The sequence below is a fragment of the Streptomyces filipinensis genome, assembly GCF_014649495.1.
Lineage (GTDB): Bacteria > Actinomycetota > Actinomycetes > Streptomycetales > Streptomycetaceae > Streptomyces > Streptomyces filipinensis.
Genome location: NZ_BMTD01000011.1, coordinates 297,580 through 311,988 on the forward strand (window position 1 = coordinate 297,580; position 14,409 = coordinate 311,988).

14 protein-coding genes are annotated in these 14,409 nt (G+C 71.6%); 10 read left to right on the forward strand and 4 right to left on the reverse strand.

Going from position 1 to position 14,409, the window contains the following annotated elements:
- Positions 1-4: 4 nt before the first annotated feature.
- Positions 5-853: a DUF3109 family protein gene (locus IE244_RS25050; RefSeq protein WP_191875799.1), complete on the reverse strand. Its 849-nt coding sequence runs from the start codon at positions 851-853 to the stop codon at positions 5-7.
- Positions 854-924: 71 nt separating this feature from the next.
- Here IE244_RS25050 and IE244_RS25055 point away from each other — a divergent pair, with 71 nt between their 5' ends.
- The 4 genes from IE244_RS25055 (at position 925) to ilvD (ending at position 5,456) form a co-directional block, all read left to right on the forward strand.
- Entirely contained in the window at positions 925-1,857 is a 933-nt protein-coding gene (locus tag IE244_RS25055; protein ID WP_191875800.1) for a Ppx/GppA family phosphatase, read from the forward strand.
- 154 nt (positions 1,858-2,011) lie between these two features.
- Positions 2,012-2,824: a sugar phosphate isomerase/epimerase family protein gene (locus IE244_RS25060; RefSeq protein WP_191875801.1), complete on the forward strand. Its 813-nt coding sequence runs from the start codon at positions 2,012-2,014 to the stop codon at positions 2,822-2,824.
- Entirely contained in the window at positions 2,821-3,444 is a 624-nt protein-coding gene (locus IE244_RS25065; RefSeq protein WP_191875802.1) for a TetR/AcrR family transcriptional regulator, read from the forward strand. Before IE244_RS25060 ends, IE244_RS25065 begins: the two co-directional genes overlap by 4 nt.
- A 158-nt stretch (positions 3,445-3,602) precedes the next feature.
- Complete coding sequence (gene ilvD, locus IE244_RS25070; RefSeq protein WP_191875803.1) at positions 3,603-5,456, forward strand: dihydroxy-acid dehydratase; 1,854 nt, start codon at positions 3,603-3,605, stop codon at positions 5,454-5,456.
- Positions 5,457-5,508: 52 nt separating this feature from the next.
- On the opposite strand, the gene IE244_RS25075 is transcribed toward ilvD, so the two are convergent.
- Positions 5,509-7,602 carry a serine/threonine-protein kinase gene (locus IE244_RS25075; RefSeq protein WP_191875804.1) on the reverse strand — a complete coding sequence of 698 codons (2,094 nt, stop codon included), beginning with the start codon at positions 7,600-7,602 and terminating at the stop codon, positions 5,509-5,511.
- A 180-nt stretch (positions 7,603-7,782) separates the two neighbouring features.
- Here IE244_RS25075 and IE244_RS25080 point away from each other — a divergent pair, with 180 nt between their 5' ends.
- A complete protein-coding gene (locus tag IE244_RS25080; RefSeq protein WP_031165158.1) occupies positions 7,783-8,070 on the forward strand; it encodes an SH3 domain-containing protein in 288 nt (95 codons plus the stop codon).
- 43 nt (positions 8,071-8,113) lie between these two features.
- Complete coding sequence (locus IE244_RS25085) at positions 8,114-8,638, forward strand: EamA/RhaT family transporter (RefSeq protein WP_191875805.1); 525 nt, start codon at positions 8,114-8,116, stop codon at positions 8,636-8,638.
- 84 nt (positions 8,639-8,722) lie between these two features.
- Here the strand turns inward: IE244_RS25085 and IE244_RS25090 are convergent, their stop codons facing one another.
- Complete coding sequence (locus IE244_RS25090) at positions 8,723-9,178, reverse strand: SAM-dependent methyltransferase (RefSeq protein ID WP_191875832.1); 456 nt, start codon at positions 9,176-9,178, stop codon at positions 8,723-8,725.
- A gap of 176 nt (positions 9,179-9,354) precedes the next feature.
- On the opposite strand from IE244_RS25090, the gene IE244_RS25095 reads away from it, so the two are divergent.
- The 4 genes from IE244_RS25095 to proC all read left to right on the forward strand — a co-directional run bounded on the left by IE244_RS25095 (position 9,355) and on the right by proC (position 12,756).
- The gene (locus tag IE244_RS25095; RefSeq protein WP_191875806.1) at positions 9,355-10,137 is read left to right on the forward strand and encodes a class I SAM-dependent methyltransferase; all 783 of its coding nucleotides are present in this window, start codon (positions 9,355-9,357) and stop codon (positions 10,135-10,137) included.
- 146 nt (positions 10,138-10,283) lie between these two features.
- Entirely contained in the window at positions 10,284-11,066 is a 783-nt protein-coding gene (locus tag IE244_RS25100; RefSeq protein ID WP_191875807.1) for an ABC transporter ATP-binding protein, read from the forward strand.
- Positions 11,063-11,836, forward strand: coding sequence for an ABC transporter permease (locus IE244_RS25105; protein WP_191875808.1), 774 nt, complete (start codon positions 11,063-11,065; stop codon positions 11,834-11,836). Before IE244_RS25100 ends, IE244_RS25105 begins: the two co-directional genes overlap by 4 nt.
- A 107-nt stretch (positions 11,837-11,943) precedes the next feature.
- Complete coding sequence (gene proC / locus IE244_RS25110; protein WP_191875809.1) at positions 11,944-12,756, forward strand: pyrroline-5-carboxylate reductase; 813 nt, start codon at positions 11,944-11,946, stop codon at positions 12,754-12,756.
- Between the two features lie 75 nt (positions 12,757-12,831).
- Here the strand turns inward: proC and trpS are convergent, their stop codons facing one another.
- Positions 12,832-13,860 (reverse strand): tryptophan--tRNA ligase, encoded by a 1,029-nt coding sequence (gene trpS, locus IE244_RS25115; RefSeq protein WP_191875810.1) that lies wholly within the window; start codon positions 13,858-13,860, stop codon positions 12,832-12,834.
- Positions 13,861-14,409: the final 549 nt, after the last annotated feature.

The window sequence follows — 14,409 nt, forward strand, 5'->3', positions numbered from 1 at the left end:
GGAGCTACGAGGCCGGGTCGGCCGGGTGAGGGGCGACCAGCGGGAGCTGCGACGCCAGCCGCTGTTCGCAGAGCTCGGCCAGGCGGTCGTAGCCGGCCTTGCCCATCAGCTCCGTCAGCTCGGCCCGGTAGGACACGTACACCGGCTCGCCCGCGCCGTGCGCCGAGGTCGCCGACGTGCACCACCAGTGCAGGTCGTGCCCGCCCGGACCCCAGCCCCGGCGGTCGTACTCGCCGATGGACACCTGCAGCACGCGCGTGTCGTCCGGCCGGTCGATCCAGTCGTACGTCCGCCGGATCGGCAGCTGCCAGCACACGTCCGGCTTGGTCTCCAGCGGCTCCCGGCCCTCGCGCAGCGCGAGGATGTGCAGCGAGCAGCCCGCGCCGCCCGCGAACCCGGGCCGGTTCTGGAAGATGCAGGAGCCCTGGTAGGGGCGCGTCTGGCGGGAGCCCTCGTCGTCCTCGGAGACCCAGCCGTTGCGGGTGCCCTCGGCGTGGTGCTGCCAGATGTCCGGCGTGAGCCGGGCCACGTGCGTGGCGACCCGCTTCTCGTCGTCCTCGTCCGAGAAGTGCGCGCCCAGCGAGCAGCACCCGTCGTCCGCCCGGCCCGCCTGGATGCCCTGGCAGCCGCTGCCGAAGATGCAGTTCCAGCGAGAGGTCAGCCATGTCAGATCACAGCGGAAGACCTGCTCGTCGTCCGCGGGATCCGGAAACTCCACCCAGGCGCGCGCGAAGTCGAGCCCCTTCTCGTCGCTCACCTTCGGGGCCTTCCGGGACACGGACGCCTTCGCCTGCGAAGAATCCTTCACTCCCTTGGAGGATTTGTGGTCCTTCGCCTTTTTCGTCTTTGGCACGCGTCCAGGGTAAGTGGCCCGGGGCCGCACCGGGGACCGTGGGCGGACGATCTGGCAGTAGCGTTCCGTATATGAGACTCGGTGTCCTGGACGTGGGTTCGAACACGGTGCATCTGCTGGTGGTGGACGCTCACCCCGGCGCGCGCCCGCTGCCCGCGCATTCGCACAAGGCCGACCTTCGGCTCGCCCAACTCCTCGACGACAGCGGTGCCATCGGCGACGACGGCATCGAGAGGCTGGTCGCCGTCGTACGGGACGCCCTCCAGGCCGCCGAGGACAAGGGCGTGGAGGACCTGCTGCCGTTCGCGACCTCCGCCGTCCGCGAGGCCGGCAACGCCGATGACGTCCTCGCGCGCGTGGCCGACGAGACCGGCGTACGACTGCAGGTACTCAGCGGCGCCGAGGAGGCCCGCCTGACCTTCCTCGCCGTGCGCCGCTGGTTCGGCTGGTCGGCCGGAAAGCTGCTGGTCCTGGACATCGGCGGCGGCTCCCTGGAGATCGCCTACGGCATAGACGAGGAGCCGGACACCGCCGTCTCCCTGCCGCTCGGCGCCGGCCGGCTCACCGCGGGCTGGCTGCCCGGTGACCCGCCCGACCCCGAGGCCGTACGCGCCCTGCGCCGTCACGTCCGCACGGAGATCGCCCGCACGGTCGGCGAATTCAGCCGCTTCGGCGCCCCCGACCACGTGGTCGCCACCTCCAAGACCTTCAAACAGCTCGCCCGTATCGCCGGCGCCGCCCGCAGTGCCGACGGCCTCTACGTCCAGCGCGAGCTCAAGCGCGAGTCCCTGGAGGCCTGGGTCCCGCGCCTGGCCGGCATGACGGAGCAGCAGCGCGGCGAGCTTCCCGGAGTCTCCGAGGGCAGGGCCGGCCAGCTGCTGGCGGGCGCCCTGGTGGCCGAGGGCGCGATGGACCTGTTCGGCGTGGAGAGCCTGGAGATCTGCCCCTGGGCCCTCCGCGAGGGCGTGATCCTGCGCCGCCTCGACCACATGGGGTCCGACTAGGCACCCAAAAGGGGGGCGCGCGGCCGTACCGGCGGGCGGCCCGCCGCGTGGGCGCGCCTCCCCCCGAGGTCGCCACGCCCGCCCGAATGGCAAAGCTCACAACGGCGAACAGGCACCCGACACCCGGGCCACTCCACCCCGTAAGGTGTCGGACGTGGCTGAACCAAGGGACGTTTCCGTTGCCCTGTCGACGGCCTCCGTATACCCGGAGTCCACGGCGACGGCCTTCGAGATCGCCGCGCGCCTCGGGTACGACGGCGTCGAGGTCATGGTGTGGACCGACCCCGTCAGCCAGGACATCGAGGCGCTGCGCCGCCTGTCGGACTACCACGGCATCCCGATCCTGGCCGTGCACGCCCCCTGCCTGCTGATCACCCAGCGGGTCTGGTCGACGGACCCCTGGGTCAAGCTGCAGCGGGCCCAGGCGGCCGCCGAGAAGCTGGGTGCCTCCACCGTCGTCGTGCACCCGCCCTTCCGCTGGCAGCGGCAGTACGCGCGCGACTTCATCGACGGCGTCTGGCGGATGGCGAACGAGACGGACGTACGGTTCGCCGTCGAGAACATGTACCCGTGGCGCTACCGCGACCGCGAGATGCTCGCCTACGCCCCCGACTGGGACGTCACCAACGACGACTACCGGCACTTCACGATCGACCTCAGCCACACGGCGACGGCCCGCACGGACGCCCTGGACATGATCGGCCGCATGGGCGACCGCCTCGGCCATGTGCATCTCGCCGACGGCCGGGGCTCGGCCAAGGACGAGCACCTGGTGCCCGGGCGCGGCACCCAGCCCTGCGCCGAGCTGCTGGAACGCCTGACCCTGTGCGGCTTCGACGGGCATGTCGTCATCGAGGTCAACACCCGGCGTGCGATGTCCAGCGCCGAGCGCGAGGCCGACCTCGCCGAGGCCCTGGCCTTCACCCGCAAGCACCTGGCGTCGGCGGTGAGGGTGCCCCGGCCATGAGCGAGACACCTGCCACCGGTGAGCCGACGGCCCGCAGAAGAGGCCGCCCGCCGCGCGCCGAGTCCGCCGACACCCGCGACCGCATCCTGTCCGCGGCCCGCGAGGAGTTCTCCGAGCGCGGGTACGAGAAGACGTCCGTACGCGGTATCGCCAAGGCGGCCGGGGTCGACTCCGCGCTCGTCCACCACTACTTCGGCACCAAGGAGCAGGTCTTCGAGGCGGCCGTCGCGGTGGCCTTCGCGCCCGCGCTGAACGCCCCCGAGGCGCTGGCCGCCGGCTCCCTGGACGGGGTGGGGGAGCGGCTGACCCGCTTCGTCTTCGGCGTCTGGGACAACCCCACGACCCGTAGGCCCCTCCTCGCGATCCTCCGCTCCGCCGTGAACAACGAGACCGCCGCCGCCGTCTTCCGCCGCCTCGTGGCCTCCCAGCTGCTGCGCCGTATCGCCGCCCAGGTGGACCTGCCGGACCCGGAGCTGCGGGCCGAGCTGGCGGCCGCGCAGCTGGTGGGAACGGCGATGATGCGCTACGTGATCAAACTGGAGCCGCTGGCGTCCGCCGACCTGGAACAGATCATCGCCCGGGTCGCTCCCGTCGTGCAGGGGCATCTGACGCGCCCCTGAGCCCGCACCGGCGGTTGAGCCCGCACCGGCGGTTCATGGGACGTGTGTCCCGAATTCCGGACAACCGTGTCCAGCGTTTGGAGCACCGGCGTACGCTCGGAGACAGTCAGAACTCTCTGACGGTAGGTCTTCGTAGGTCTTCGAAGGAGCGAGCGACGATGCCCGAGCTGAGGTCCCGCACAGTCACCCACGGTCGCAACATGGCGGGCGCCCGCGCCCTGATGCGCGCCTCCGGTGTACCCGGTGCGGACATCGGCCGGAAGCCGATCATCGCGGTCGCGAACTCCTTCACCGAGTTCGTGCCCGGCCACACCCATCTGCAGCCGGTCGGCCGGATCGTCAGCGAGGCGATCACGGAGGCGGGTGGCATCCCGCGCGAGTTCAACACGATCGCCGTGGACGACGGCATCGCGATGGGCCACGGCGGCATGCTGTACAGCCTCCCCTCCCGCGACCTGATCGCGGACTCGGTGGAGTACATGGTCGAGGCCCACTGCGCCGACGCCCTGGTCTGCATCTCCAACTGCGACAAGATCACCCCGGGCATGCTGCTGGCGGCCCTGCGCCTGAACATCCCGACGGTCTTCGTCTCCGGCGGCCCCATGGAGGCCGGCCGCGCCACCCTGGTGGACGGCACGGTCCGCACGCTCGACCTGGTCGACGCGATCTCCGACGCCGTCAACGACAAGATCTCGGACGAGGACATCCTCCGTATCGAGGAGAACGCCTGCCCGACCTGCGGCTCCTGTTCCGGCATGTTCACCGCCAACTCGATGAACTGCCTGACCGAGGCGATCGGCCTCTCCCTCCCCGGCAACGGCTCCGTCCTCGCCACCCACACGGCCCGCAAGCAGCTCTACGTCGACGCGGCCCGCACGGTCATGGACCTCACCCGCCGCTACTACGAGCAGGACGACGAGTCGGCCCTGCCGCTCAACATCGCCACCTTCCAGGCCTTCGAGAACGCGATGGCCCTGGACATCGCGATGGGCGGCTCGACCAACACGATCCTGCACCTGCTGGCCGCGGCCCAGGAGGCGGGAGTCCCCTTCGGCCTGGAGCAGATCGACGCCGTCTCCCGCCGGGTCCCGTGCCTGGCGAAGGTGGCCCCGAACGTCGCGAAGAACCGCACCTACTACATGGAGGACGTGCACCGCGCCGGCGGTATCCCCGCCCTCCTCGGCGAACTGCACCGCGCGGGCCTGCTCAACGAGGACGTCCACGCCGTCCACAGCCCCTCCCTGGCCGACTGGCTGAAGACCTGGGACGTCCGCGGCGGTTCCCCGTCCCCCGAGGCGGTCGAACTGTGGCACGCCGCCCCCGGCTGCGTCCGCTCCGCCGAGGCCTTCTCGCAGTCCGAGCGCTGGGAGGCCCTGGACGACGACGCGGCGGGCGGCTGCATCCGCTCCGCCGAGCACGCCTACTCCAAGGACGGCGGCCTGGCCGTCCTCAAGGGCAACCTCGCCGTCGACGGCTGCGTCGTGAAGACGGCCGGCGTCGACGAGTCGATCTGGACCTTCGAGGGCCCGGCGGTCGTCTGCGAGTCCCAGGAGGAGGCCGTCCAGCGGATCCTCACCCAGGAGGTCAAGGACGGCGACGTGGTCGTCATCCGCTACGAGGGCCCCAAGGGCGGCCCCGGCATGCAGGAGATGCTCTACCCGACCTCGTACCTGAAGGGCCGGGGCCTCGGCAAGTCCTGCGCGCTGATCACCGACGGCCGCTTCTCCGGCGGCACCTCCGGCCTGTCCATCGGCCACGCCTCCCCGGAGGCGGCCTCCGGCGGCACCATCGCCCTGGTCCAGGACGGCGACCGCATCCGCATCGACATCCCGAACCGCACGATCGAGCTGCTGGTCGACGAGGCGGAGCTGGCCCGCCGCGAGCAGGCCCTGAACGGCGTCTACGCCCCGAAGAACCGCGAGCGCAAGGTCTCCGCCGCCCTCCGCGCCTACGCGGCGATGGCGACGAGCGCCGACAAGGGCGCCGTGCGCGACGTGACCAAGCTGGGCTGACCCGGCACCACCGCACAGGGGGCCGCCTCCGCCGGGGGTGGCCCCTCGCACATCACCAGCCGGACGGATCGCTCGCGGCCACGGCGAACACCGTCCCGTCGGGGGCGGCGGCGTAGACATGGCCGCCGTCGAGCACCGGCGCGGGAGGCGCGCCCATGACCTTCGCCGAGTCCGCGCCCAGCCGCGCGGAGGTCTGCCCGACGAGATGGCCCTTACGGGCGTCGACGGCGAGGAGCCGTCCGTCGCCCGCGGTGAAGTACACATACCGGCCGTCCGCGACCGGCGCAGAGCCACGGCTCACCGAGGTCTCCACGCGCCACAGCTGCTTCCGCGCGCCCATGTCCACGGCTTCCAGAGAGCCACCTGTCGCGAGGAGGTACACGACGTCCCCCCGCACGGTGGCCTGTGCGGCCTCGCTCGCCACAGGCAGCGCCACACGTCGTGTCGACCGGGTGGCGGGCGTGTAGCGGACGACGGCCTTCGTCTCCCCGTAGACACTGCCGACGGAGAGGAAGGAGACGGAGCCGCCCCCGGTGCCGACGGGCTCCAGCGTCCCCTCCAGCCGGGCCTGCCACCGCACGTCACCGCTTCGCGGGTCCACGGCGGCGATCCGTGTGCTCGAGCCGTCGGCCGACGTGCTCGTCGCGTACGCCAGCGGATCCCCGGGGAACGAGACGAGGGTCGGCCTGCCCTGACCGGCGATCCGGCGGCTCCACAGGGTCCTGCCCGAGGCGCCGTCGACGCCGGTGACCCGTCCGTCGGCCTCCGCGACCAGGGCCGTCCGGCCGGTGTACCGGACCGCGGTCCCCGGGGCGAGGCGCCGCTTCCAGACCTCGCCGCCCGAGCCCGGGTCGAGCGCCACGAGCTGCGAGCCGCCATTGGTGAGGGGCTGGACGAGCCCGGCCGAGACGACCGGCGGCCCGCCGCCGGACCCGGTGGCCAGCGGGCGGCGCCACACCAGCTCTCCGTCGGCGGGGGAGAAGGCGGAGACCGTGCCGGACTGCGCGCACAACAACTTCCCCGCGCCGTAGGCGCACTGGGCCATCCCCGACGCCCCGGGCGCCGGCCTGGCCGTCCAGGAACTGAACGACGCCTCCCTGGTACGGGGATGCGTGCCGGCCGGCGTCGGCGCGTCGCTGCCGGCCAGCCGAACCGAGGCCAACGTGGCGACCACGGCGAGACCGAGCGCCCCGGCCCCCACGGCCACTCTGCGGCCGACCCGCCTCCTGACCGCGGGCGCGGGCTGATCGGCCGGGGGTTGCGGAGTCGCTCCGGCACCGGACCGCTGCGCTGGTATGAACGCCTGCGTGTCGTACGAGGCCGCCACCGACCGCAGTTCCCGCATGAGTTCATCGGGGGTCGGCCGGTCCTCCGGCTCCTTGGCCAGGCACCGCCGCACCAGCGGAGCGAGGTCGTCCGGCACTCCGGTGAGGTCCGGCTCGTCATGCACGACCTGGTAGGCCACGACATAGGGACTGTCGGAGTCGAAGGGGCCGCGCCCGGTCGCCGCGTGCACCATCACGGACCCGAGCGCGAACACGTCGGCGGCGGGCCCCACTTCACGCGGCCGCCGGAACTGCTCGGGCGCCATGAAGGGCGGCGTGCCGATCAGCTTCCCGGTCTCGGTACGCAGCTCACTGTCCTTCGGCCGGGAGATGCCGAAGTCGATGACCTTCGGCCCGTCCTCGGCGAGCAGGACGTTGCTCGGCTTCAGATCCCGGTGCACGACCCCGACCCGGTGGATGTCGCGCAGCGCCTCGGCCAGCCCCGCCATCAGCCGGCGCACCTGGCCCGAGTCCATCGGCCCGTTCCGCTTCACCTCGCCGGAAAGGGTCGGGCCCGGAATGAACAGCGTGGCCATCCAGGGCCGGTCGGCATCCGGATCGGCGTCGACCACGGGCGCGGTGAAGGCCCCGCTCACCTTGCGAGCTGCGGCCACCTCCTGCCGGAAACGGCCTCTGAACTCCGGATCCCTGGCGAACTCCGCATGTACGACCTTCACCGCGAGCTTCATGCCCGAGGTGCTGCGGGCCAGGTGGACGACACCCATGCCACCCGACCCCAGGCGTGACTCCAGGCGGTAGTGACCGGCGTACTCGGGAAGTTCCGCTTCCGCGCCCGCTCCTGTGTTCCTGCGTGGCGTCATGCGACCACCCCCGTGCTGTTCGACCGCGCGCGCGACGCACGGAGCCTAGTCGATGACTCGTGCGGGACAGAGGCGGCTTGCTAGCCTTCGCGCGCGAGTCGCGCACCGGTGTTTCGCGGCTCGTTTCCTGGGAATCGACGCGACCCCGTGACAGTCACGGGGTTGAACGGGGGGCTTTTCATGTCCGTGGAACGTGCCGAAGAGGCCAGCGCCACCGCACTGCACTACTACTCCGTCGCCCCGGGCGTCCGCCTGAACGTCCGCAGCGGCCCCGGCACCAGCTACAACCTCGTCCGCGTCCTGGCCGTCGGGGCGAAGGTCCCCGTCTTCTGCCAGACGCCGGGAACGACGGTGAGCGGCCCGTACGGCACCACGAACGTCTGGGACAACATCAACAACGGCGAGTACGTGTCCGACGCCTACGTCCAGACCGGCAGCGACGGCTACATCGCCCCACGCTGCGGCTGACCCCACCGGGAGCCCGCCCCGGCCCGGCGCCATAATCGTTCCCGTGAGCGACGAAACCGGCACCCCGGACACCCCGGCGGGCTCCCCGGGCGGAGCGGCCCAGAGCGGCGGCCCGCGCCCCGAGCCCCTCCGCTTCTTCGGCACCACCTGGGTGAACCACGACGACGGCTACCCGGCCCGCCGCGTCGGCGCCGCCGTCGGCTCGCTCGCCGCCGCCGTCGTCTCCTGTCTGATCCTGCGCTTCGCCTACGAGGGCATCCGGATCGCCGACACCGGCTCCTTCGTGACCGTGCTGATCATCGCCATGTTCGCGATCTGCAGCGCGCTCGCCTTCCGCAACACCTGGGAGGGCTTCGCCCAGCGGCACGACCCGCAGCGCCAGGCCTCCCTGCGCGGCCTGCTCGCCATCGGCTTCGTCGGCTCCCTCCTCGCCTACTTCTTCCGCTGCCTCACCGAGGCCCCCGGAGAGAAGCTGCACCGCGAGGAGTACGAGAAGGCCCGCGAGGAGTACGAGCGCCGCACCTCCCGGCGGACCGGCAACCCGTCGAAGAAGAAGCGCCGCCGGTAACGGCTCCCCGCCGCCCGCACCGGGCCCGGCCCGGAGCGACCCGGGCCGGAGCGCCCCGGCGCGGTCCGACCCGGTCCGGCCCGGTCAGTAGTACCGGCTCATGATCTCCGTGGCCCACTGCGGCTGGCGGGTCGTGCCCTGCGGCCCGAACTCCGCCATGTACGGCTTGATGTCCAGCACCGGGGTGGCGTCCACCGCGTCGAGCCCCTCGACGTGCACGTCCAGTCCGTCGACCCGCAGCACCCGGCAGCGTGAGACCCCGATCCGGTTGGGCCGGTTCTTGCCGCGCTGCGCGAAGATGCCGGCCTTCGGCCAGTCGGCGTTGCCCCGTGGATGCCGGGCCCCGGTCTCGATCCTCTCCTCGGGCACCCGGTCGAAGTGGTAGACGACCTCCAGATGGGAGAAGTCCTCCAGCCCGGCCAGGGCCTCCGCGGTGAACCGGCCACCGTCGACCCGGATCACGGCACGCACCTCGCCCCACTCGTCGTCCCGCACCTCTCCCCGCCCGCCGACGACCCACCCCACCGGCCGCACCACGATGTCCCCGTCCACGCCGTCCTCCTTCTCCAACACGCCCGCACCCCGGGCGACTTCAGTCACGCTATCCGCACCGCCCACCCGCCGCAGCCGCGCCGCCGGCACTCCGGCGGCCGCCAGGGGAGCCGGTGTTCCCGCAGCGCCCGCAGACCGACCGCCTGAGTGATGTCCTTGTCCGTATGACCACGCCACCACCACCCATGCCCTCACCCACGGACCGCGCCCACTCCTTCAACTCCGCCGCCGCCCAGTACGCGGCGAACCGCCCCTCCTACCCGCCCGCCCTTTTCGACGCCGTCGAGGAACTGGCCGGCCGGTCCCTGTCCGGAGCCAGGGTCGTGGACGTCGGCGCCGGTACCGGCATCGCGACCGCGCTGCTGCACGACCGCGGTGCAGACGTACTCGCCGTCGAACCCGGCGCGGGCATGGCCGCCGAGTTCCGCCGCGGGCTGCCCCGTCTCCCGCTCGTCCGCGGCAACGGCAACGCCCTCCCCGTCGCCGACGCGCACGCCGACTTCGTCACCTACGCCCAGTCCTGGCACTGGACCGACACCGCCCGCTCGGTGCCGGAGGCCCTGCGGGTGCTGCGGCCGGGCGGGGCGCTGGCGCTGTGGTGGAACGGCGACGCCCTGGACGTCGAGTGGATCGCCGAGGCCGCCGGCCGGATCGGCGGCTTCTTCGGCGTGGACATCGTCGCCCAGCGACGGGACGGCAGCCGCACCGAACTGGCCGACCCGAGCGGCCGTCTCCGCTTCGACCGCCGGGAGGTCCGCTGGAGCCGCCGGGTCACGATCGACACCCATCTCGCGAACATCGCCAGCCACTCGGCGTTCCTCCTCACGCCCGCCGGGCGCAGGACCGCCTTCCTCGAAGAGGAGCGTGCCCACCTGCTGAAGGTCTTTCCGGACGGCGTCGTCGAGGAGACCTACGACGTGCTCCTCCTCGTCGCCACCAAGCCCTGACCCAGGGCTTCGCGCGAACAGCACAGCGGCGGCCGGACGCGGACGGCATCCGGCCGCCGCTTTTCCATGCCCACACCCGCACCCCCCGCCGCCTCTCGGTGTCCGGGCCCTTGACGTCCGGGCCTGCCGGGCCAATTATTCATCGCATGATGAATTATGCCGTCCAAGCCGACGGCCTCACCGTCGCCCGAGGCCCCCGCACCGTCCTGCGCCACCTCCGCTTCACCGTCCCCCGCGGCCAGATCACCGGCCTCCTCGGGCCCTCCGGCTGCGGCAAATCCACCCTCATGCGCTCCATCGTCGGCACCCAGGCCAAGGTCACCGGCACCCTGAACGTCCTCGGCCACCCGGCCGGCCACCCCACCCTGCGCAGCCGCATCGGCTACGTCACCCAGGCCCCCTCCGTCTACGACGACCTGACCGTCCGCCAGAACCTGGAGTACTTCGCCGCGATCCTCGCCCCCGGCCGCCCGGCCGCCGACCGCCGCCACGAAGCCGACCGCGTCCTCGCCGACGTCGACCTCACCAGCCACGCCGACGCCCTCGCCGGCAACCTCTCCGGCGGCCAGCGCGGCCGGGTCTCCCTGGCCGTCGCCCTGCTCGGCACCCCCGAACTCCTCGTCCTGGACGAACCCACCGTCGGCCTCGACCCCGTACTGCGCCGCGACCTGTGGACCCTCTTCCACGACATCGCCGCCACCCGCGGCGCCACCCTCCTCGTCTCCTCCCACGTCATGGACGAGGCCGAGCGATGCCACCGCCTCCTCCTCATGCGCGAAGGCGAGATCCTCGCCGACGACACCCCCGACGCCCTGCGGACCCGCACCGGCACCGACACCGTCGAGGCCGCGTTCCTCCGCCTCGTCGACGAAGCCGCCGCCGCACACCGCACCCAGCAGACGACCCGCGCCCAGGAGACGACCCGATGAGTACGACCACCCCCGCAGCCCCCACCAGCGCGCTCAGCACCTCACGCACCGCCGCCACCGCAGCCCGGGTCCTGCGCCAGCTCCGGCACGACCCCCGCACCATCGCGCTGATGATCCTCATTCCGTGCCTGATGCTGATCCTGCTGCGCTACGTCTTCGACGCCAGCCCCCGCACCTTCGACAACATCGGCGCCTCCCTGCTCGGCATCTTCCCGCTGATCACGATGTTCCTCGTCACCTCCATCGCCACCCTGCGCGAACGCACCTCCGGCACCCTCGAACGCCTCCTCGCCATGCCCCTCGGCAAGGCCGACCTCATCGCCGGATACGCCCTCGCCTTCGGCGCCCTCGCCATCGTCCAGTCCGCCCTCGCCACCGGACTCGCCGTGTGGCTCCTCGGCCTCGACGTCACCGGCTCACCCTGGCTGCTCCTCCTCGTCGCCCTGCTCGACGCCCTGCTCGGCACGGCTCTCGGTCTCTTCGTCTCGGCCTTCGCGGCCTCGGAGTTCCAGGCGGTCCAGTTCATGCCCGCGGTGATCTTTCCCCAGCTCCTCCTCTGCGGCCTGTTCACTCCGCGGTCCGACATGCACCCCGTGCTCACAGCCGTCTCCGACGTCCTGCCGATGTCGTACGCCGTCGACGGCATGAACCAGGTCCTGCACCACACCGACATGACGGCGACCTTCGTACGGGACGTGCTGATCGTGGCGGGCTGCGCCGTACTGGTGCTGGCCCTCGGGGCGGCCACACTCCGTCGGCGTACCGCGTAGCCGCCGGCCGTCGTGCCGCCGGGGCGGCGGCACCCACCTGCGCACCCACGTTCCACCTGCCGGACAAACAGCCCGCACGGCTCAACCCCGGTGCCAGACTGAACCCCATGAGCCAGAAAGTCGCAGTCCTCGGCACCGGCAAGATCGGCGAAGCCCTGCTCAGCGGAATGATCCGGGCCGGCTGGGCACCCGCCGACCTCCTGGTCACCGCCCGCCGCCCCGAACGCGCCGAAGAACTCCGCGCCCGCTACGGAGTCACCCCGGTCGCCAACACCGACGCCGCCAAGACCGCCGACACCCTCATCCTCACGGTCAAGCCCCAGGACATGGGCACCCTGCTGGACGAACTGGCCCCGCACCTGCCCGCCGACCGGCTGGTCATCAGCGGTGCCGCCGGTATCCCCACCTCCTTCTTCGAGGAGCGCCTGGCCACGGGCACCCCGGTCGTCCGCGTCATGACCAACACACCGGCTCTCGTCGACGAGGCCATGTCGGTCATCTCCGCCGGCAGCCACGCCACCGAGCAGCACCTCGCCCACGCCGAGGAGATCTTCGGCGGCGTCGGCAAGACCCTCCGCGTCCCCGAGAGCCAGCAGGACGCCTGCACCGCCCTGTCCGGCTCCGGCCCCGCGTACTTCTTCTACCTGGTCGAGGCCATGACCGACGCCGGCATCCTGCTCGGCCTGCCCCGCGACAAGGCCCACGACCTCATCGTCCAGTCCGCCATCGGCGCCGCCGTGATGCTCCGCGACAGCGGCGAACACCCCGTCAAGCTCCGCGAGAACGTCACCTCACCGGCCGGCACGACGATCAACGCCATCCGCGAGCTGGAGAACCACGGCGTACGAGCCGCCCTCATCGCCGCCCTCGAAGCCGCCCGCGACCGCAGCCGCGAACTCGCCTCGGGCAAGAAGGACTGACCCGGCACCGGGGGCGACGGCTCACCACCAGCCGCCCGCCCCCGCACCAGCCCGCACGGACAGGCCCCGACCGCCCTAACAGCCCGCCCCGCTCAACGCCGTCTCGAACGCCGGCGGCAACAACCCGATCGCCCGGTAAGCCGCATCGACGGTCGGCCGGGCCATCGCCCTCGCCTTCCCCGCACCATCCCGCAGCACCCCCTCCACATAGGCGGGATCCGCGCACAGCTCCCTGTGCCTGGCCTGCACGGGCCTGAGGACCTCCACCACGGCCTCCGCGGTGTCCTTCTTCAAGGCTCCGTACGACTGGTAAACGGCCGCCAGTGACTCAGGGTTCCCGCCCGTGCACGCAGCGAGAATCTCCAGCAGATTCGCGACCCCCGGCCGCCGCTCCCGGTCGTACGCCACGTCCCGACCGCTGTCGGTGACGGCCCGCAGGACCTTCTTCCGCACCACGTCCGGCTCGTCGAGCAGATAGACGACGCCCAGACCCGAGTCGTCCGACTTCCCCATCTTCGACGTCGGGTCCTGCAGGTTCATCACGCGCGCCGCGACTCCCGGACGGGTCGCCCTGGGCACCACGAACGTGTGCCCGTAGCGCTGGTTGAACCGCACCGCCAGATCCCGCGTCAGTTCGACGTGCTGCACCTGGTCCTCCCCGACCGGCACCTCGTCCGCGCCGTACGCCAGGATGTCCGCCGCCATCAGCACCGGATACGTCAGCAGCGACAGCCGTACGCTCGCACCGCGCTCCCGCTGCCGCGCGACCTTCTCCTTGTACTGGATCATTCGCCGCATCTCACCGTCGGACGCCACGCACTCCAGCAGATACGACAGCCTCGCGTGCTCGTCGACATGGCTCTGCAGGAACACGGTGCAGACCTCGGGATCCAGCCCGGCGGCCAGCATCAGCGTCGCCGTCTGCCGACTGAGCCTGCGCAATCGCGCCGGATCCTGGTCCACGGTCAGCGCGTGCAGATCCACGACGCAGAACACCGAGTCGGCCCGGTGCTGGTCCGTCTCCGCCCAGCGCCGCATGGCACCCAGATAGTTGCCCAGAGTCAGATGCCCGGTCGGCTGGATCCCGCTGAAGACCCGCGTCATCTCCACTCCACCTCCTGATCGAGACCGCCGCTCCTGCGGCCGGCCCCCGGAGTCCTGGAGGGGAAACGAGAACGGCCGCCGAAGCGGCGGCCGTTGGATGCATACGTGAGTACGGCCGCCGTCAGGCGGCCCACCAAAGCTGGGTACACGTACGCGTGGTCATGTGGGCCAGCGTACGCCCTGGGGGTGCTCCGGGGACAAGAGTTGACACGCCCCATGCCGATGCGTAGTGTTCTCCGAGTTGTCCGACGTGAGCGCCGATCTTGGTCGGTCCCCGGACAGCCATTCCGCAAGTACCTGTCACTCATCGACGCTACGGCGCCGAATGCTTTGGCGCGCGTATTTGCGAAATGAGGAATCCGCGTTCGAAAGGACGCAGCCCCCGATTAGCTCGGGAGCGCGGAATCCGCTAAAGTCTCACTCGTCGGAACGGCCCAGCGGCCGGGAAGACAAACCCCGCTGACTGGGGGTCAGACGCCGAAAGGATCTGATAGAGTCGGAACCGCCGGAAAGGGAAACGCGAGAGCGGGAACCTGGAAAGCACCGAGG